The organism is Cupriavidus oxalaticus, assembly GCF_004768545.1.
Lineage (GTDB): Bacteria > Pseudomonadota > Gammaproteobacteria > Burkholderiales > Burkholderiaceae > Cupriavidus > Cupriavidus oxalaticus_A.
The window spans coordinates 1,689,068-1,708,441 of record NZ_CP038634.1 but is presented as its reverse complement, the minus strand read 5'-3'; the positions used below and the strand labels follow the sequence as shown (position 1 = coordinate 1,708,441).

Here is a 19,374-nt window from a genome sequence, read left to right as displayed (position 1 = left end):
CAACCATGCAACGCCCCCATCGCATGCATCGCCTGATTGCCAGGCTGCTCGCCCCCATCGCCATCGGCGCCGCCCTGGTCGGCAGCGCCGGCGCGGCCACGGCGCAGGCGCCCGCCTTCCCCAACCGCCCCGTCACCATCGTGGTCCCGTTCCCGGCGGGCGGCATCACCGACATGATCGCGCGCCAGGTCGCGCAGCAGATGCAGAGCGACCTCGGCAAGCCGGTGATCGTCGAGAACCGCCCCGGCGGCGGCGGGCAGATCGCCGCGCTGGCGGTCAAGCGCGCCGAGCCGGATGGCCACATGGTGTTCGTCGCGGCCACCGAGATGTTCGCGATCAACCCGGGCCTGTACCGCAACTTCTCATACGACCCGCTCAAGGACTTCAAGCCGGTGACGGCGCTGGCCGCCTCGCCGCTGGTGCTGGTGGTGCCGCAGAACAGCCCGGCCGGCTCCGTGAAGGACCTGGTCGCGCTGGCGAAGTCGCGCGCGGACGGGGTCAACTACGCTTCGCAGGGCATCGGCTCGATCGGGCACCTGCTCGGCGGCCTGTTCGGCGACAAGACCGGCGGCAAGTTCACCCATGTCGCCTACAAGGGCTCGGCCCCCGCGCTGCAGGACGTGATGGCGGGCCAGGTCGACATGATGTTCGACCCGGTCATCACCACCTCGCCGCTGATCAAGGGCGGCAAGGTCAAGGCCCTGGCGATCGCTTCAAGCAAGCGCTCCCCCAGCCTGCCCGACGTGCGCACGCTGGCCGAGCTGGGCGTGCCCGGCCTGGATGCCGGCGTGTGGTTCGGCATGGTGGTGCGCAGCGGCACGCCCGACGCGGTGGTCGCGCGGCTCAATGAATCCGCGCTGAAGGCGCTCAAGGCCCCGGAAGTGGCCAGGCGCTTCGCCGACCAGGGCCTCGATCCCATGCCGATGAGCCCGCAGCAGTTCGGCACCTTCCTCGCCAGCGAAAGCACGCGCTGGACCCCGCTGGTCAAGGCCAGCGGCGCCAGCGTCGAGTAACCCATCCAAGGAGAATCCCTATGACGCGCAAGCTCAAAGCCGCCATCATCGGCTCGGGCAATATCGGCACCGACCTGATGATCAAGATCCTGCGGCATGGCCGGCATGTCGAGATGGGCGCGATGGTCGGCATCGACCCCGCCTCCGACGGCCTGGCCCGCGCGGCCCGCATGGGCGTTGCCACCACGCATGAAGGCGTGGAAGGGCTGGCCCGGCTGCCGGTGTTCGGCGACATCGACATCGTGTTCGATGCCACCAGCGCCGGCGCGCACGTGAAGAACGATGCGTTCCTGCGCGCGCTGCGCCCGGCGCTGCGCATGGTCGACCTGACCCCGGCGGCGATCGGCCCGTACTGCATCCCGGTGGTCAACGGCGCCGCGCACCTCGACGCGCCCAACGTCAACATGGTCACCTGCGGCGGCCAGGCCACCATCCCGATGGTGGCGGCGGTATCGCGCGTGGCGCCGGTCCACTACGCGGAGATCGTCGCCAGCATCTCCAGCAAGAGCGCCGGCCCCGGCACGCGCGCCAATATCGACGAATTTACCGAAACCACCTCGCGCGCCATCGAGCAGGTGGGCGGCGCGCGCCGCGGCAAGGCCATCATCGTGCTGAACCCGGCCGAGCCGCCGCTGATCATGCGCGACACCGTGTACTGCCTGAGCGAGCCGGCCGACCAGGATGCCATTGCCGAATCGGTGGCGCGCATGGCCGCCGACGTGCAGCGCTACGTGCCGGGCTACCGACTCAAGCAGGCGGTGCAGTTCGAGGAAATCCCCGCGGAGGCGCCGCTCAATATCCCGGGGCTGGGCCGACTCGCCGGCCTGAAGACCACGGTTTTCCTCGAAGTCGAGGGCGCCGCGCACTACCTGCCTGCCTACGCGGGCAACCTGGACATCATGACCAGCGCCGCGCTGAACACCGCCGAAAGCATGGCCGAAGCCATGCTGGCCGAGTCCGCTGCCGCCTGAACCGGAACCACGCCATGAGCATCGACAAGACACTCTATATTTCCGACGTGACGCTGCGCGACGGCAGCCACGCCATCCGCCACCAGTACAGCGTGGCGCAGGTCCGCCAGATCGCCGCCGCGCTCGATCAGGCCGGCGTCGATTCGATCGAAGTCGCGCACGGCGACGGGCTGCAGGGCTCCAGCTTCAACTACGGCTTCGGCGCGCATACCGACCTGGAGTGGATCGAGGCCGTTGCCGACGTGGTCAGCCACGCCAGGATCGCGACGCTGCTGCTGCCCGGCATCGGCACCGTGCACGACCTCAAGGACGCCTACCAGGCCGGCGCGCGCATCGTGCGCGTGGCCACGCACTGCACCGAGGCCGATATCTCGCGCCAGCATATCGAGGCGGCGCGCGAGCTGGGCATGGAAGCGGTCGGCTTCCTGATGATGAGCCACATGACCACGCCGCAGCAGCTGGCGCAGCAGGCCAAGCTGATGGAGAGCTACGGCGCGACCTGCTGCTACGTGGTCGACTCCGGCGGCGCGCTGACCATGGACGGCGTGCGCGACCGCTTCCGCGCGTTCAAGGACGTGCTCAAGCCCGAAACGCTGACCGGCATGCATGCGCACCACAACCTGAGCCTGGGCGTGGCCAATAGCATCGTCGCGGTGGAGGAAGGCTGCGACCGCATCGACGCCAGCCTGGCCGGCATGGGCGCGGGCGCGGGCAATGCACCGCTGGAAGTGTTTGTCGCCGCCGCCGAGCGCATGGGCTGGCATCACGGCACCGACCTGTACCGGCTGATGGATGCCGCCGATGACCTGGTGCGCCCGCTGCAGGACCGCCCGGTGCGGGTCGATCGCGAGACGCTGGCGCTGGGGTATGCGGGGGTGTATTCCAGCTTCCTGCGCCACAGCGAAGCTGCCGCGGCACGCTATGGCCTGAAGACCGTCGACGTACTGGTCGAGCTGGGCCGCCGCCGCATGGTGGGCGGGCAGGAAGACATGATCGTGGACGTGGCGCTGGACCTGCTGAACCAGCCTCTGAACCAATCGGCTACGGCTCCAGCAGCCGGCTGATCTGCGCCAGCGCGTTGAGCGTGTGCTGCAGGTGCTCGCGCATCGCCTGCGAGGCTTCTTCGTTGCGCCCGCGCGCGAGCAGGTCTACCCCGAACACGCGAGGCAGCACCTGCACGTGCTGGACCACCATGAACCACGACCGATCCATTGCCACCCATCGCGACCGCGATCCCCCGGGCTGTCATGCGTGGGGCAGCGCGCTGAACGCAGGAAAGCTTTCGAGCTGCGCCGCGAGCGCCGCCAGCGCCGGGTGCGCCGCGCGGTCGACGTGACCGGGGAGCAGCGCCTGGGTGAAGGTCCACACCACGCCGGCGGTCAGCGTGGCCTGGCTCACGGCCGCCTCATCGGCCGGCACGGGCATGCGCGCGATCTCGTCTTCCAGCAGGGCAAAGGCACTGGCGCGCTGGCCGTCGACGCGCTCCACCCACGGCTGGTGCACCTTCTCCGCCGGCCGCAGGTTGTGCTCGTACACGTGCTGCACGGCCTTCTCGCTGGCCGCCAGCGCCAGGCCGATGGTGCGCAGCGCGCGCTGGCGCTCTTCCAGCGACGCCGGCATCAGGCTGCGGCCCGCCAGCGCTTCCGCGTAGTCGATGATCAGCGTCGAGTCCATCAGCACTACGCCGTTGTCGCACACCAGCGACGGCGCCTTGACCACCGGGTTGATGGCGCGGAACTGGTCGAAGGTGCGGAACACGGAGATGGATTCGTGGGTGAACGGCAAATCCAGCAGGCGCAGCGTGATGGCGGCACGGCGCACGTAGGGGGAATCGAGCATGCCGATGAGTCGCATGGGTATGGCTCCGGGTTGGGTTGGTTGGGGATGCGAGGCTGATTATGAGCGCGCACGCGCCATGACCGCCAGCCGTTTGCTCCCCTATCCCGCGCGAGGGAGAGGAGAGCGTATGCGAGGGGCGGAAGCAAGCTCTGATGACTGCACAGTCCCGGCGCCCTATCCCTCCTCCCACCGCAATTTCCCCAACGCCGCCACCAGCGATACCACCACATCGTCCTCCAGCGCCTGCCGCCGCCACATCACCCCCACCGGCGGCAAGTCCCAGCTCAGCGCATGCGGCAAGGCCGCCGCGCCCCCGCCTTCGACCAGCTCGGCAGCCACCGCGCGCGGCACGATGGTGATAGCCGCCGCGTGGTTGCGCAGCAGCGTGGCCATGGTCTTGATCGAGTAGGTCTCGACGATCGGCACCGGCTGCGCCACGCCGGCCACCGCGAAGATGGTGTTGATGGTGCGCCGGATCGGCGTGTTCGGCGGCGGCAGGATCCAGTCGCGCTCGGCCAGCCGGCGCCAGTCGAGCGGCCCGCGTCCGAGCCGGCCGGCGGCCGCGGCGGGCACCACCAGCGCGGGCTCTTCGCGGTAGAGCGGCTGCTGGGCGATGTCCGCGCCGGGCGCGTAGAAGGTCCGCGCCACCACGCAATCCAGCTCATGTTCGCGCAGCGCCGCCACCAGCTCGTCGGTGGTGCCCTCGCGCACCAGCACCGAAACCCGCGGCGACTGGGTCAGGCCGAAGCTGCAGGCCGCATCGAGCACGGTGCGGCTGATGAACGGGATCACGCCGATGCGCAGCCGCCCCGACATGCCGGCGCCGATCGCCGCCAGCTCGCGCCCCAGCGCATCGGTATCCGCCAGCGTCAGCCGCGCATGCGCCAGCACCGCGCGGCCCGTGGGCGTGGGCTCCAGGCCGCGCCGGGTGCGGGTGAACAGCGGCACCGTGAAGATGTCCTCGATCTCGCGCAGGGTCTTGGTGACGGCGGGCTGCGACAGGTTCAGCTCGGCCGCCACGCGCGACACCGAGCGCTGGCGCTCCAGCGCCAGCAGCAGCGGCAGGTGCCTGAGGCGCAGGCGGGAGACGAGGTTGTGGACCAGCTTGTCGGAGGCGGCTATGGGCACAGGAATCCTGCAACGGGGGCGCTAATGTCGTATTACCAAATGGTAATGCAACGATAACCAATCAGACTCTCGCGGTTATTCCACAATCCTATACTGGCTCGCATCACCGGAGTTGCAACCCATGTTCACTACCCGCCCCGAAATCGTCGGTACCTTTGGCGTTGCCGCCTCCACCCACTGGCTGGCCACGCAAACCGCCATGGGCGTGCTCGAACGCGGCGGCAATGCCTTCGATGCCGCGGCGGCGGCCGGCTTCGTGCTGCAGGTGGTCGAGCCGCACCTGAACGGCCCCGGGGGCGAAGTACCGATCCTGTTCTGGAGCGAGCGCGAGCGCCGCATGCGCACCCTGTGCGGACAGGGCCCGGCACCGGCGCTTGCCGATCCCGCCGCGTTGCGCGCGCAGGGCCTGGAGCTGATGCCGGGCATCGGGCTGGTGCCCGCCGCCGTTCCCGGCGCCTTCGGCGCGTGGCTGACGATGCTGCGCGATCACGGCACGTGGTCGCTGGCCGATGTGCTGGCGCCCGCCATCGGCTACGCGCGCGACGGCTTCCCGCTGGTGCCGCGCATCTCGCGCGCGATCCTGGCGGTGCAGGCGCTGTTCCGCGACGAATGGCACAGCTCGGCGGCCACCTGGCTGCCGGACGGCAAGGTGCCGCGCCCGGGCAGCCTGCACACGTTGCCGGCGCTGGCCGATACCTACACCCGCATCGTCGAGGATGCCCAGCGCCGCAGCGACAGCCGCACCGGCCAGATCGACGCCGCGCTGGATTGCTGGTACCGCGGCTTCGTCGCCGAGGAAATCGACGCCTACTGCCGCAACACGCCGGTGCGCGACACCACCGGCGACAAGCACACCGGCCTGCTGCGCTACGACGACATGGCCGGCTGGAGACCCGGGGAAGAGGATCCGGTCACGCTCGACTTCGGCCGCTACACGGTGGCCAAGTGCGGCATCTGGAGCCAGGGTCCGGTGTTCCTGCAGCAGCTCGGCATGCTGCGCCACGCCGGGCTGGCGCAGCATGCGCCCGATTCGCCCGAATTCGTGCACCGCATTGCCGAAGCCACCAAGCTGGCGATGGCCGATCGCCTGGCCTGGTACGGCGATCCCCGCTTCACGCAGAGCCCGCTTGCCACATTGCTCGACGACGGCTACCTGGCCGCGCGCGCGCAGCGCATCGGCGAGCGCGCGGCGCTGGCGATCGATCCCGGCACGCTCGATCGCATGGCGCCGCGCCTGCCCGACCTGGGTGTCGCCGAGCGCACGCTGCGGCAAGCCGACGTGCGCTTCGGCGTGGGCGAGCCGACCTTCGCCGAGCTGCCGCCGGTAGCCGAATGGGCCGAACGCGAACTCTTTGTCGGCGACACCTGCCATATCGACGTGATCGACCGCCACGGCAACATGGTCGCCGCCACGCCGTCGGGCGGCTGGCTCTCGTCGAGCCCGACCATCCCGGCGCTCGGCTTCGCGCTCAATACCCGCCTGCAGATGACCTGGCTGGAGCCCGGCCTGCCCAACACGCTGGCCCCCGGCAAGCGCCCCTGCACCACGCTGTCGCCGTCGCTGGCGCTGCGCGACGGCGAGCCGTATATGGTGTTCGGCACCCCGGGCGGCGACCAGCAGGACCAGTGGTCGCTGGCATTCTTCCTGCGCCATGCGGTGCATGGCATGAACCTGCAGGAAGCAATCGATGCACCCGCGTGGCATATCGACCATTTCCCGGGCTCGTTCTGGCCGCGCCAGACCGTGCTCAACCGCATCAGCGTGGAATCGCGCTTCCCGGCGGCAACGCTGGCGGCGCTGCGCGGACGCGGGCACGAAGTCCGCGTGGGCGAACCCTGGTCAGAAGGCCGCATGTCGGCATGCTCGCGCGAACGCGACGGGCGCGGGCGGCTGGTGCTGCGCGCCGGCGCCAATCCGCGCGGCATGCAGGGCTACGCAGTGGGTCGCTGACGATTCAAATCATGACAGCGGACCGCACCAGGTCCGCGCCAGTCCCAAGGAGGAAGGAAAATGCGCGCAGTACTGAAAACCCTGCTGGGCGGCGTGGCCGCGCTGGCGATGTGCCTGGCGGCCCCGGCCGGCGCCAGCGAAGCCTGGCCGCAGAAGCCGATCACGCTGATCGTGCCCTGGGCCGCCGGCGGCTCGACCGATATCCTGGCGCGCGTGCTGTCCGAGCACCTGACGCGCTCGCTCGGCCAGCCGGTGATCGTCGACAACAAGCCGGGCGCGTCCGGCAACATCGGCTCGGCCATGGTGGCGCGCGCCAGGCCGGACGGCTACACGCTGCTGGTGGGCTCGATGAGCACCCACGCCATGAACCCGGCGCTGATGTCCAACATGCCGTTCCGCGGCGTGGATGACTTCACGCCGCTGGGCCTGCTGGCTTACGTGACCAACACCATGGTGGTCCACCCCTCGGTGCCGGCGCAGAACGTGAAGGAGCTGGCGGCCTACGCCAAGGCCAATCCGGGCAAGCTCGCCTACGCCAGCGCGGGTCCGGGCTCCACCAACCACCTCAGCGCGGTGCTGTTCGAGAAGATGGCCGGCATCCGGATGCTGCACGTGCCGTACAAGGGCGGCGCGCCGGCGGTGGTCGATACCGTGGCCGGGCAGACCCAGCTGCTGTTCTCGGCGGGCACGCAGACGCTGCCGCACGTCAAGGCAGGCAAGCTGCGCCTGCTGGCCGTGACCGAGAGCAAGCGCTCGCCGCTGCTGCCCAACGTGCCGACCGTGGCCGAGACCCTGCCCGGCTATGAGCTGGCAGTCTGGTATGGCGCCTTCGGGCCGAAGGACATGCCCGCCGAGCTGACGGCACGGCTCAATCGCGAGATCAACGCCGTGATGGCGCTGCCTGAAGTGAAAGCCAAGATGAACGCCATCGGCGTTGAAACCGCGACCTCCACGCCGCAGCAGTTCGCCACCATCCTGCGCCGCGATGCCGACCGCTACGGCAAGCTGATCCGCGAGCTGGGCATCCAGGGGGAATGAAGTGAGCCAGGCAACGCACCCGGCCCCGCAAGCCGGCGCACCGCTGGAAGACGCCGGCTCGCTGATCGCGCAGGTCAACCTGCTGTGCGACGCGCTGCGGCAGGCGCGCGGCCCCGCCGCGGCGCTCGACGCGATCGGCGCAGCCACGCTGCGCACGCTCGGCCCCGGCCTGCTGACGATCAATGCCTGGCATGCGGAGACGGCGCGGATCGAACGTCTGTGGTCATCCGACACCGCCGCCTATCCGGTCGGCGGGCACAAGACCAAGGGCGACAGCCCGTGGCGCCGGCAATTGCTGGAGCGCGGTGAGGTCTTTGTCGGCGAGGGCGATGAAGCGCTGGCGGCGGTGTTCGATGACGTGCAGGTGATCCGCAAGCTCGGGTGCACGGCGGTGGTCAATGTGCCGCTGGGCTATCAGGGCCCGGTGATCGGCACCTTCAACTACCTGGCCGATCGCGCCATCTGGTCGGCGGCGGAGGTTGCGGCGCTCAGGCTGCTGGCGGCGCTGGCGGTGGCGCCGGTGCAGGCGCTGACCGCTGCGCGCCGCTGACGGAAGCGTCCGCCCACGCCGAACGCTACTCTGCGGTATGATTCCCCCGCCGCGTTGAAAGCACAACGAAGCACAGCGCGGCAACGTTCTCAGGGCAGGGTGAAAGTCCCTACCGGCGGTGAAGGCGTCTGACGCATAAGCCCGCGAGCGCCCGGCATGCCCACATGCCGGGGTCAGCAGATTCGGTTCAAATCCGAAGCCGACGGTGATAGTCCGGATGAAAGAGAGCGAGCAAAAATGCCCCCGTCTTCACGGGGGCAAGTCTCGTGCGCCCTGATTCTGGCCAACTCCATCCGTACAGGAACACCATGAATCAGCCTGTCTCTGCATTCCAGCGCGCCACCGCACCCGCGGCCGGCTTTTCCCTCCCCGAAGGCAAGCGCATTGCCTACATCCATGCCCAATGGCATGCCGATATCGTCCATCGTGCGCGCGACGCGTTCGTGGTCGAAATGGCAAAGCTCGGCGTCGCCGCGGATGCCATCGATATCTACGATGTCCCCGGGGCCTTCGAAATCCCGCTGCATGCGCAACGGCTTGCCAGGTCCGGCAAGTACGCCGCCATCGTCGCCAGCGGCTTTGTCGTCGACGGTGGCATCTACCGGCATGAATTCGTCGCCGATGCCGTCATCAGCGGCCTGATGCGCGTCCAGCTCGACACCGAGATCCCTGTGTTCTCGGCCGTGCTGACGCCGAAGAGCTTCCATGAGCACGACGAGCACCATCGCTTCTTTGCCGAGCATTTCGTGGTCAAGGGCCGCGAGGCGGCGCAGGCCTGCGTCCGCACGGTGGCGTCGCTGCAGAAGCTGGCGGCCTGATGCGTTGAAGGGCTGTGCCGCGCGGTTCATGTCCGCGGCATGTTCAGGAATCATGAACCGCGGGACTTGCTAAACGGCACGGCTCGCCCGCGGCGGCATCCGTTGCCGCCGCTCCCCTCCCCCGGATACTGCCTTCCGCCTCCCCGAGGCGTGTAAACTGCTGGCTTTTTGAATCCGGCGGTATGTCCCAAGAGCCCCGGCGCACAGGTTTCAGCGGTCCGACGCTAGTCCGGCTGCTGGCGCGCCTGACCGACGCCGACGCCCCACCTCCTGCAACGTCACTTTCGGGCCAGCTGAGCCAATGGCTGGGCTGGCCGGATGCGATCGCGTTGTCGGCGGCGCTGAAAGCCGCGCCGGGCGCGGGGCCGGCCGTTGCACGTGCCTCCGGCGCCACCGCCGAAGAGCAGGAGTGCGCACGCGTGCGCGCGGCGCTGAGCGACGCCATCGCGGGGGACAACGCCCTCGCCGCACGCCGGCGCGGGCCGGGGCGACCGTCCGAGGCCGTGGATGCGCAGGTGGACTTCGCCATCTACCGCCACCGCTACGTGTCGCAGCAGCAGTCCATGGAAACCGCGATCGGCGCCTTGCGCGGGCGGTTGCGGGCGGCGTTGTCGACGCGTGCGCCGGACATGGCCCGGCTGGCCATGGTCGATGCAGTAATGGAGCGCGTGCTGGGCGCGCGCGAGCAAAGCGTGCTCGGCAGCGTGCCGACCCTGCTGGAAGGGCATTTCCAGCGTTTGCGCCAGGCGGAAGCCGCGGCGCTGGCCGAGGCCCAGGCCGCCACAAAGCCGGCCGCCGCAGCCCCGGTCGCGCCCGGCGCGTGGCTGGCCGTGTTTCGCAAGGATATGCAAAGCGTATTGCTGGCCGAGCTGGAAATACGCTTCCAACCCGTCGAAGGATTGCTCGCCGCGCTGCGCGGCAGCTGACCAGGACCCCATGAACCGATACTTCTTCCATCTTGTTGTTTTCCTGGCGGGCCTGGCGGCCATGTGCTGGATCGCCGCAGGCTATGCCGGCTCGAATGCGCTGGCGTTGTCGGTCACGCTGCTGATCGGCGCCTGCTACGTGGCCGGCGCGCATGAGCTGCTGCGCTACCGGCAGGGCACGCTGGGGCTGGCGCAGGCGGTGCAGGGGCTGTCCGAAGCGCCGGCAAGCCTGGATGGCTGGCTGGAGCGCCTGCCCGCGGGACTGCGCAACGCGGTGCGCCTGCGCGTCGAGGGCGAGCGCGTAGCGCTGCCGGGGCCGGCGCTGACGCCGTACCTGGTCGGCCTGCTGGTGCTGCTGGGCATGCTCGGCACGTTCCTCGGCATGGTGTCGACGCTGCGCGGCACCGGCATGGCGCTGGAAACCGCGACCGACCTGCAGGCGATCCGCGCGTCGCTGGCGGCGCCGGTGAAGGGGCTGGGCTTCGCCTTCGGCACCTCGGTGGCCGGCGTGGCCACGTCGGCCATGCTGGGGCTGCTGTCGGCCCTGTGCCGGCGCGAACGCGTGCAGGCCGCGCAGGCGCTCGATGCGCGCATCGCCACCACGCTGCGCCCCTATTCCCGCAGCCACCAGCGCGACGAGTCGTTCCGGCTGCTGCAGCGCCAGGCCGATGCCATGCCGGCGCTGGTCGACCGGCTGCAGGCCATGATGGCGACCATGGAGCAGCAGAACCAGGCCATGGCGGAGCGCCTGGCGGCCAGCCAGGAAGCCTTCCACGGCAAGACCGAAACGGTGTACACGCAGCTGGCCGCCGCGGTCGGGCAATCGCTGAAAGACAGCGTTGCCGACAGCGCGCGCGCCGCCGGCACGGCGATCCAGCCGGCCGTGGAAGCGACCATGGCCGGCCTGGCGCGCGAGACCGCCGCCATGCGCGACGCCGTCACGCAGTCCGTGCAGCAGCAGCTCGAAGGCATCTCGGCACGCTTCGAGACCTCGACCGCCGGCGTCGCCGGGATCTGGAACGAAGCGCTGGCCAGCCAGCAGCGCAGCAATGAAGTCCTGACGGGCGAACTGCGCGGCGCGCTCGACGGCTTTGCACAGGCATTCGAGCAACGTTCGGCCGGCCTGGTCGAGCAGGTCGCGGCACGGCTGGAAACAACCTCCGCCAGCACCGCGCGGGCGTGGACCGAGGCCCTGTCGCAGCAGGCCCGCACCGGCGAGAAGCTCGCCGCCGACAACCAGCAGGCGCTGGCCGCCGCCACGGCGGCATTCGAACAGCAGGCGGCGTCGCTGGTGTGCACGGTGGGCCAGTCGCACGCCGACCTGCAGGCGGGCCTGGCATCGCATGACGAGCAGCGCCTGGCTGCGTGGGCCGGCACGCTCGGCAGCATGACCGAGGCGCTGCGCCAGCAGTGGGACCAGGCCAGCGCGCAGGCCGCGAGCCGCCAGCAGGAAATCAGCGAGACGCTGGCGCAGACCGCGCGCGAGATCGCCGCGCAGGCGCAAGCGCATGCCAGCGGCACCATCGCCGAGATCGAGCGGCTGGTGCAGGCCGCCGCCGACGCGCCCAAGGCCGCGCTGGGCATGCAGGCCGAGCTGAGCGCGCGCGACGAACAACGCCTCGCAGCCTGGACCGACGCGCTTGGCAACATGGCCGCCGGACTGCGCGGGGAATGGGAACAGGCGAGCGCACTGGCCGCGAGCCGCCAGCAGGAAATCTGCGCCGCGCTGGCGCAGACTGCCAGCGACATCTCGGCGCAGGCGCAAGCCCACGCCAGCGGCACCATCGCAGAGATCGAGCGTCTGGTGCAGGCTGCCGCCGACGCGCCGAAGGCCGCGCTGGCCCTGCAGACCGAACTGAGCGCGCGCGACGAGCAACGCCTCGCAGCCTGGACCGAAGCCCTCGCCGCGATGGCCGCCACGCTGCGCCAGGAATGGCAGCAGGCGGGCGCGCAGACCGCCACCCGCCAGCAGGAAATCTGCGCAGCACTGGCGCAGACCGCGCAAGCGATTTCCACCGAAACGCAGGCGCACGCCAGCGGCACGCTGGCCGAAATCGAGCGCCTGGTGCAGGCCGCCGCCGAGGCGCCCAGGGCCGCCGCCGCCCTGCAGGCCGAGCTGGCCGCGCGCGACGAACAGCGCCTGGCCGCCTGGACCGGCCACCTCGACAGCATGGCCGGCTCGCTGCGCCAGCAATGGGAACAGGCCGGCAGCCACAGCGCCAGCCGCCAGCAGGAGATCTGCGACACGCTGGCGCAGACCGCGCGCGACATCACCGCGCAGGCCGAGGCGCACGCCAGCAGCACCATCGCCGAAGTCGCGCGCCTGATGCAGGCGTCCGCCGAAGCGCCCAGGGCCGCGGCCGAAGTCATCGCCGAACTGCGCCAGAAGCTCACCGAAGGCATGGCCCGCGACAACACCATGCTGGAAGAGCGCAGCCGCATGCTGGAAACGCTGGGCACGCTGCTCGACGCCGTGAACCACGCCTCCACCGGCCAGCGCGCCGCGGTCGACACGCTGCTCGCGACCACGTCCGAGCTGCTGGAGCGCGTCGGCGGCCGCTTCACCGAGCAGGTAGAGTCCGAGACCGGCCGCCTGGCGCAGGCCGCGGCGCAGGTCACCGGCAGCGCCGTCGAGGTGGCGAGCCTGGGCGAAGCCTTCGGCGTGGCGGTGCAGATGTTCAGCGCCTCCAACGACAAGCTCTCCGAACAGCTGCAGCGCATCGAGGCCGCGCTCGACAAGTCGATGGCGCGCAGCGATGAGCAGCTGGCCTACTACGTGGCGCAGGCGCGCGAGGTGGTCGACCTCAGCATGCTGTCGCAGAAGCAGATCCTGGAAGACCTGCAGCATCTGGGCGGCCGGCAGGCACCGCGCGCAGAGGCGGCATGAAGGACGACTACATCGACGCCGGCGCCGAGCCGACGGTGCCGGCCTGGGCGGTCTTCGGCGACCTGATGTCGGTGCTGCTGGGCGCGTTCGTGCTGGTGCTGCTGGGCGTCATCGGCGTGCAGCTCGAACTGTCGGCGCGGCTTGAGGACGAGGTGCGGCAGCGGCAGGAAGAAGCGCAGCGCCGCCAGACGCTGGAGCAGGCGCTGGCCGGCCCGCTCGCCGCCGGGCGCGTGACGCTGGTGAACGGGCGCATCGGCATCAGCGGCAGCGTGCTCTTTGCCTTGAACTCCGACCAGCTGCAGCCCGAGGGCCGCGAGCTGTTGCGCAGCCTGGCCGCACCGCTGTCGGCCTACCTGCGCACGCGCGACGAGATGCTGATGGTCAGCGGCTTCACCGACGACCAGCAGGTACGCGAGGGCAACCGCCGCTTCGCCGACAACTGGGAGCTGTCGGCGCAGCGCGCGCTGACCGTGACGCGCGCGCTGATCGATGCCGGCGTGCCGCCCGCTTCGCTGTTCTCCGCGGGCTTCGGCTCGCAGCAGCCGGTCACGGCCAATACCGATGCCGGGAGCCGCGCGAAGAACCGGCGCGTGGAAATCGCGCCGGTGCCGCGCGTGACCATGGGGACGGGGAAGCCGCGTGACTGAAGACGTCGCCGCAAGCGCACGCGCGCAGCTCGACGCCTGGCGCGACAGCGATGCCGCCGGCGTCGACCCGGTGCGCTTCCGGCTGATCGATGCGCTGGCGCGGCGCTCGGCCGGCCATGACGGCGCGGTGCGGCAGATGCTGGATGCGCGGCTGGCGGCGCTGGTCGACAGCTACCGCGAAGCCGTGGCGCAAGACGCTGCGCGGCGCGAAACGGCCGCAGCAACCGAACAGGAAGCCACCGCAAATCCGATCGGCACGCTTGCCGGACTGGTCGGCTACATCAAGGCTAATACGCGCGCTGCAGGGATCGCGTCCGCACCGAGCGCCCCTGCGCCGCGCGCCGCTGCACCGGCGCGCGCCGTGCGTCCCGAACCCGAGCCGGAACTGGTCGACTATTTCCGCGACACGTGGTCGCGCGTCAGCGTGAGCCGGCAGTTGCGGCAGTCGCAGGCGCAGTTGCCGGGCAATGCCGGACCGCTCAATTCCGACCACCTCGTGCATCGTGCGCTGACGCTGATGCATGAGGTGTCGCCAGGCTACCTGGAGCAGTTCTTCTCGTATGTCGAGGCGATGGCGTGGCTGGAGCAACTGCATCGCGGCGGCGCACCGGCCGAGAACGAAGCGGTGCGGGCCACCAGCGCGAAGAAGACCACCCGCGCCAGGCCGCGCAAGGCGGCGGGCTAGTCCGCCGTCCCTGGCGCGATCGCAAACCCGTAGAGCGCCGCGGCATTGCGCCAGCGCAGCGCTTCATTCAGCGAAGCCTCCGCCGGCGCGGTTCCGGGCCAGCGGCTGGTTTCCCCGCACTCCCCCGCCCGCTCCCCGGCTTCATGATTGGTCCACGGCCAATCGCTGCCCCAAAGCAGCCGGTCGGCACCGACCACTTCCAGCCAGCGCTGCGCCAGTTCGCGCCACGCCCCCGGCGCCACCAACCGGTATGGCGCGCTGAACTTGACCCACACCTGCCGACGCGCTCGCACCGCCGCGGCCACGCTGAACACCGGGTCCGCCACGCCCGCCGCGCCCGGCCTGCCAAAATGGTCGAGCACCACCGGTACGCCTGACTCGCCCAGTACGCCATCCAGCGCGGCCAGCACCGCGCTGCCGTCGCCGTTGTCGGTATGGAGCTCGACATGCCAGCCCAGCGCGGCGATACGTGCGAACAATGCGCGCCACGGCGCTGTGCCGATGCGCTGCCAGCCGGGATCGCGATAGAGGTTCAACCGGATGCCGCGCACGCCGGCGTCGTCCAGTTCGCGCAATGCCGCATCGGATACGTCGGGATCGACCACCGCGACGCCGCGCAGCCGCGCCGGCATGGCGCGCAGCGCCGCCAGCAGCGCGGAGTTGTCGGTGCCGAGGAAGCTGGTCTGCACCACCACCCCGAACGGATCGCCAAGCGCCCCGGCCAGCAGCCGCCAGTCCGGCAGCGTGGCGGCATACGGGGGCCGGTAGCGAGCGGAGGGCGCTGCCGGGCCGGCATCGAAGGTATGGAAGTGGCAGTCCACCACCGGCGTTTCGGGTTGATTCATCTGTCTGCCCTGCTGTGTCCGCGGGTAATTCCGGATAGGGGAAGCAAGCCCGCGTCAGTATTCTAGTCCTCTAGAGGACATGGACAACAATTTAGCACGGCTCCAGACCGACGGACAACCGATGGCGGACATTGACCTGCTTCAGAAAATCACCAGCGCGGCCGGCCTGAGCCGGTATGGCCAGATCGCCGCACAGCTCCAGGCGCGCATTGTTTCTGGCGACTGGCCGCCGGGCGAGGCGATACCCGCCGAGGGCGCCCTGGCGAAAGAATTCGGCATCGCGCTGGGAACGATCCGACAGGCGATCGCCGTGCTGGTGCAGGAAGGGCTGCTGGAACGCGTGCAGGGCCGGGGCACCTTTGTGCGCAAGGGCCTGACCGGCGCCAGCCCGATGCGTTTCTTCCGCTTCGGCGGTGCCGACGGCGACGCCAAGGTGCCGCGCTCGGAAATCCTGTCGTGCCGCGCCGTGCGCCTGGACAAGGCCATGGCGGAGCGCTTCGAACTGCCATCCGGAGCGCGCGGCCTGGCGATCACGCGCCGCCGCTGGCTGGACGACAAGCCGCGCCTGCTGGAATCGATCTGGCTGCCGCTGCCGCGTTGCGAAGCGCTGCAGCAGTTGCCGGTATGGGAATGGGGCGACCTGCTGTATCCGCTGCTCGGCAGCCAGTGCGGCATCACCGTGCACCGCGCGGTCGACGAGGTCACCTTCCGCACGCTGGCGCATGACGAGGCCGAGTTGCTGGAACTGCCCGATGCGCACCCCTGCGCGGTGGTGACCCGGCACGCCTTCGACCTGCGCGGCACCTGCATCGAATACCGGCTGACCCGGGGCGATGCCTTCGCTTTTCGCTATACCGCTGACATCCGCTGATTGTCTGCTAGCCATCCGATACCTGATCCGCATCCGAGGAGACCGTTTCATGCATTCCATCAAGGCGCTGGGCGCGGCCATCGGCGCCGCCGGCATCCTGCTGCAACTTGCGCCGGCGCAGGCCGCCGAGAGCGCCGCCACGTGGCCGTCGCGGCCCATCACGATCGTGGTCACGTATCCGCCGGGCGGCGGCGCCGACCTGATGGCACGGCTGATCGCGCCGGGCCTCGGCCGCGAACTCGGCCAGTCGGTGGTGGTGGAAAACCGCCCCGGCGCCGGCGGCCAGATCGGCGCGGCCTATGTCGCCAAGGCGGCGCCCGACGGCTATACGGTGATGGTCGATGCCTCTTCCTACGCCGTGAATCCCAGCCTCTACGCCAGGCTGCCCTACGACCCGGCCAAGGCGTTCAAGCCCGTCGGCGTGCTGGCGCGCTATCCCAACGTGCTGGTTTCCACTGCCAGCTTCCCGGCCACCAAGGTCGGCGACGTGCTGGCGATGGCGAAGCAGAACCCCGGTTCGGTAGCGTTTGCCTCATCCGGCAATGGCTCGGCGCAGCACCTGGCGGGCGTGCTGTTCGAACAGCGCGCGGGGGTGGACCTGCTGCACGTGCCTTACAAGGGCGGCGGCCCGGCCATGACCGATGTCATCGCCGGGCAGGTGCCGCTGTTCTTCGCCAATGTTGCATCGAGCCTGCAGCACATCAAGGCCGGCAAGCTCAAGCCGCTGGCGGTCACCAGCCACCAGCGCACCAACGCGCTGCCGGGCGTGCCGACGATGCAGGAGGCCGGCGTGCCCGGCTATGAAGTCTATGAGTGGAACGCAGCCTTCCTGCCGGCTGCCACGCCCGAACCGATCGTCGCCAAATTTGCCGAGGCGTTGCACAAGGTGATGCACAGCCCCGAGACGCGGCAGCGCGTGACCGAACTTGGCGGCGAGGTGGTGGCCGCGCCGCCGGCACAGGCGCAGCAATTCATCGACGGCCAGGCCCGGCTGTGGGCCAAGGTGATCAAAGACGGCAACGTCAAGCCTGAATGATCGCCGGCATCGCCAGCCGCGGCGCAATCGCCGCAATCACTACGACCGGATACCCACGGAGACCCGCATGACCCGCGTCAACCACACCCGCCGCCAGTTGCTGCAAGCGACCGCGGCACTGGGCGCCAGCGCCCTCTTCCCCACGCTCGCCCGCGCCCAGGCGTGGCCGGCCAAGCCGGTCCGGCTGGTAGTGCCGTTCGCGCCGGGCGGCAGCTCGGAAATCGTCGCGCGCTCCACCGCGGCGGAACTGACCAAGCTGCTGGGCGTGTCGGTGTTCGTGGAAAACAAGCCGGGCGCCGCCGGCAATATCGCCATGGGCGAAGTGGCGCGCGCCGAAGACAACCATACGCTGATCCTCGGCCATATCGGCACGCTGGCGGTGAACCCGTTCATCTTCCCCAAGCTGCCCTACGACCCGATCAAGGACTTCCGCCCGATCTCGCTGCTGTCCAAGGTGCCAAGCCTGTACGTGGTGCATCCCGACGTGCCGGCGAAGAACCTGAAGGAATTCGTGGCGCTGGCCAAGAGCAAGCCGGGCAAGCTCAACTACGGCTCGGCCGGCAATGGCAGCGCCGGGCACCTGGCTTTCGAGTACCTGAAGGCGGCGACCGGCACCTTCATCACGCACGTGCCGTACCGCGGCAGCGGCCCGCAGATCACCGACCTGCTCTCCGGTCGGCTGGAAGCGGCCGCCGTGGGCGCGCCGGCAATCCTGCAGTTCATCAAGACCGGCAAGGTGCGCTGCATCGCCACCGGCACCACGCAGCGCATTCCGCAGCTGCCGGATGTACCGACCGTGGCCGAGCAAGGGTATCCCGGGTTCGAGATGACGCAGTGGTATGGGCTGCTCGCGCCCGCAACGCTGCCGCAGGCGGCCGCGGACAAGCTGGCGGATGCGACCATCAAGGCCGTCAAGAGCCAGAGCTCGGTCGAGCGGCTGAGCGCGGACGCGGCCATCGTGGTGGGCAATACGCCGGCGGAGTTTGCACGGTTTATCGCGCAGGAGCAGCAGCGCTGGAAGCCGATCATTGCGCGGGCGCAGATCAAGCCGGATTGAGTGGCTTCCGGAGGATGCTATGTTTGCTCCCTCTCCCGCTTGCGGGAGAGGGAGCAAACCGCGGGGCAGCATCTATTCGATCGTCACCTTCCCGTCCTTCACCAGCTTTGCGAACTTCACCGTCTCATCCTGGATGCGGCGCGCGAATTCCTTCGGCGTGCTGGTCATCGGCTCGGCGCCGATGGCCTGCATGCGCTGCTGGAAATCCGGCGATTTCACGATCCTGACGATCTCGGCGTTGAGGCGCGTCACGACCGGCTCCGGCGTGGCGACCGGCGCCATCACGCCGAACCACGTGCCGATGTCGAATCCCTTCAGGCCGGCCTCTTCCAGCGTCGGCACGTCGGGCAGCACGGTCGAACGCTTCGCCGTGGTCACCGCCAGCGCACGCAGCTTGCCCGACTTGATGTGCTGCAGCACCGGCGTCAGCGTGTCGAACGACATGGTCACCTGCCCGCCAAGCAGGTCGGTGGTCAGCGGACCACTGCCCTTGTAAGGCACGTGCAGCAGCGGCGCGCCGGTGGCGGCCTGGAACTGCGTGCCGATCAGGTGCTGCGCGGTGCCGTTGCCGTTGGAACCGTAGGCAAACTCGGGCGAGGCGCGCTTGGCCAGCGCCACCAGTTCGCTGACAGTCTTCGCCGGCGTCTTCGCGGCGTTGATCACCAGCACATTGGGCACCATCGCCACCGGGGCCACCGGCGCGAGGTCTTTCTCGAAGCTATAGGGAAGCTTCTTGTACACGCTGGTGGCGATGGTGTGGTGCACCGCGCCCATCAGCAGCGTGTAGCCGTCCGGCTTGTTCTTGGCGACATAGTCGGCGCCGACCGTGGCGCCTGCGCCAGGCCGGTTCTCGACGATCACCGGCTGGCCGAGGCTTTTGGAAAGCTGGTCGCCCAGCGCGCGCGCCAGCACGTCGGTGGTGCCGCCCGAAGGGAACGGCACGACCAGCGTAATTGGCTTGGCCGGCCAGGCTTGCGCCATGGCGCCACCGCTGAGGGCGAGGCCGGCGGCGGCCAGGGTCAATGCCGATACGCGGCGCAGAAAGTCGGTTGCATGCATGTCTTGTCTCCTGTCTGATGGATTTTCAGCAAGCCTTCATGGCTTGTCTGTCG

Annotated in this window: 19 protein-coding genes and 1 riboswitch; of the genes, 14 read left to right on the top strand and 5 right to left on the bottom strand. The window is 69.7% G+C overall.

Annotated features, from left to right (window positions below):
* Positions 1–5 precede the first annotated feature (5 nt).
* Genes E0W60_RS07660 through dmpG form a run of 3 tightly spaced genes read left to right on the top strand, consistent with a single transcriptional unit; the run spans position 6 to position 3,048 of the window.
* Positions 6–1,013: a Bug family tripartite tricarboxylate transporter substrate binding protein gene (locus tag E0W60_RS07660; RefSeq protein WP_240745762.1), complete on the top strand. Its 1,008-nt coding sequence runs from the start codon at positions 6–8 to the stop codon at positions 1,011–1,013.
* Between the two features lie 20 nt (positions 1,014–1,033).
* Positions 1,034–1,984, top strand: a complete 951-nt coding sequence (locus E0W60_RS07655) for an acetaldehyde dehydrogenase (acetylating) (protein WP_133093363.1) — start codon at positions 1,034–1,036, stop codon at positions 1,982–1,984.
* 14 nt (positions 1,985–1,998) lie between these two features.
* A complete protein-coding gene (gene dmpG / locus E0W60_RS07650) occupies positions 1,999–3,048 on the top strand; it encodes a 4-hydroxy-2-oxovalerate aldolase (protein ID WP_135703540.1) in 1,050 nt (349 codons plus the stop codon).
* Here the strand turns inward: dmpG and E0W60_RS07645 are convergent.
* From E0W60_RS07645 to E0W60_RS07635, 3 genes are all read right to left on the bottom strand, one after another.
* Complete coding sequence (locus E0W60_RS07645; protein ID WP_431189853.1) at positions 3,026–3,178, bottom strand: hypothetical protein; 153 nt, start codon at positions 3,176–3,178, stop codon at positions 3,026–3,028. The genes dmpG and E0W60_RS07645 overlap by 23 nt on opposite strands.
* Positions 3,179–3,229: 51 nt before the next feature.
* A complete protein-coding gene (locus E0W60_RS07640; RefSeq protein WP_135703539.1) occupies positions 3,230–3,838 on the bottom strand; it encodes a glutathione S-transferase in 609 nt (202 codons plus the stop codon).
* Positions 3,839–3,997: 159 nt separating this feature from the next.
* On the bottom strand, positions 3,998–4,951 hold the full coding sequence (locus E0W60_RS07635; RefSeq protein ID WP_135703538.1) for a LysR family transcriptional regulator: 954 nt from the start codon (positions 4,949–4,951) through the stop codon (positions 3,998–4,000).
* Between the two features lie 121 nt (positions 4,952–5,072).
* On the opposite strand from E0W60_RS07635, the gene E0W60_RS07630 reads away from it, so the two are divergent.
* The 8 genes from E0W60_RS07630 to E0W60_RS07595 all read left to right on the top strand — a co-directional run bounded on the left by E0W60_RS07630 (position 5,073) and on the right by E0W60_RS07595 (position 14,453).
* On the top strand, positions 5,073–6,902 hold the full coding sequence (locus E0W60_RS07630; RefSeq protein ID WP_135703537.1) for a gamma-glutamyltransferase family protein: 1,830 nt from the start codon (positions 5,073–5,075) through the stop codon (positions 6,900–6,902).
* 60 nt (positions 6,903–6,962) lie between these two features.
* Positions 6,963–7,940, top strand: coding sequence for a Bug family tripartite tricarboxylate transporter substrate binding protein (locus E0W60_RS07625; protein WP_135703536.1), 978 nt, complete (start codon positions 6,963–6,965; stop codon positions 7,938–7,940).
* 1 nt (position 7,941) lies between these two features.
* Complete coding sequence (locus E0W60_RS07620; protein ID WP_346769547.1) at positions 7,942–8,490, top strand: GAF domain-containing protein; 549 nt, start codon at positions 7,942–7,944, stop codon at positions 8,488–8,490.
* A gap of 81 nt (positions 8,491–8,571) precedes the next feature.
* A riboswitch (FMN riboswitch) is annotated at positions 8,572–8,723 on the top strand.
* Between the two features lie 75 nt (positions 8,724–8,798).
* Positions 8,799–9,308 (top strand): 6,7-dimethyl-8-ribityllumazine synthase, encoded by a 510-nt coding sequence (locus tag E0W60_RS07615; protein WP_135703535.1) that lies wholly within the window; start codon positions 8,799–8,801, stop codon positions 9,306–9,308.
* A 182-nt stretch (positions 9,309–9,490) separates the two neighbouring features.
* Positions 9,491–10,234, top strand: a complete 744-nt coding sequence (locus E0W60_RS07610) for a DUF3348 domain-containing protein (RefSeq protein WP_135703534.1) — start codon at positions 9,491–9,493, stop codon at positions 10,232–10,234.
* 10 nt (positions 10,235–10,244) lie between these two features.
* On the top strand, positions 10,245–13,121 hold the full coding sequence (locus E0W60_RS07605; RefSeq protein WP_135703533.1) for a DUF802 domain-containing protein: 2,877 nt from the start codon (positions 10,245–10,247) through the stop codon (positions 13,119–13,121).
* The gene (locus E0W60_RS07600; RefSeq protein WP_133093371.1) at positions 13,118–13,768 is read left to right on the top strand and encodes an OmpA family protein; all 651 of its coding nucleotides are present in this window, start codon (positions 13,118–13,120) and stop codon (positions 13,766–13,768) included. The genes E0W60_RS07605 and E0W60_RS07600 overlap by 4 nt, the downstream gene beginning before the upstream one ends.
* Entirely contained in the window at positions 13,761–14,453 is a 693-nt protein-coding gene (locus tag E0W60_RS07595; RefSeq protein ID WP_135703532.1) for a DUF2894 domain-containing protein, read from the top strand. The genes E0W60_RS07600 and E0W60_RS07595 overlap by 8 nt, the downstream gene beginning before the upstream one ends.
* Here E0W60_RS07595 and E0W60_RS07590 read toward each other — a convergent pair.
* Positions 14,450–15,298, bottom strand: coding sequence for an amidohydrolase family protein (locus tag E0W60_RS07590; RefSeq protein ID WP_135703531.1), 849 nt, complete (start codon positions 15,296–15,298; stop codon positions 14,450–14,452). The two genes, E0W60_RS07595 and E0W60_RS07590, sit on opposite strands and share 4 nt — an antisense overlap.
* 121 nt (positions 15,299–15,419) lie before the next feature.
* Between E0W60_RS07590 and E0W60_RS07585 the strand changes: the two genes are divergently transcribed.
* The 3 genes from E0W60_RS07585 (at position 15,420) to E0W60_RS07575 (ending at position 18,262) form a co-directional block, all read left to right on the top strand.
* A complete protein-coding gene (locus E0W60_RS07585) occupies positions 15,420–16,169 on the top strand; it encodes a GntR family transcriptional regulator (protein ID WP_135703530.1) in 750 nt (249 codons plus the stop codon).
* Positions 16,170–16,218: 49 nt separating this feature from the next.
* Entirely contained in the window at positions 16,219–17,205 is a 987-nt protein-coding gene (locus E0W60_RS07580; RefSeq protein WP_135703529.1) for a tripartite tricarboxylate transporter substrate binding protein, read from the top strand.
* A 67-nt stretch (positions 17,206–17,272) separates the two neighbouring features.
* Entirely contained in the window at positions 17,273–18,262 is a 990-nt protein-coding gene (locus E0W60_RS07575; protein WP_135703528.1) for a Bug family tripartite tricarboxylate transporter substrate binding protein, read from the top strand.
* Between the two features lie 72 nt (positions 18,263–18,334).
* Here the strand turns inward: E0W60_RS07575 and E0W60_RS07570 are convergent, their stop codons facing one another.
* Entirely contained in the window at positions 18,335–19,321 is a 987-nt protein-coding gene (locus tag E0W60_RS07570) for a Bug family tripartite tricarboxylate transporter substrate binding protein (RefSeq protein WP_133093377.1), read from the bottom strand.
* Positions 19,322–19,374: the final 53 nt, after the last annotated feature.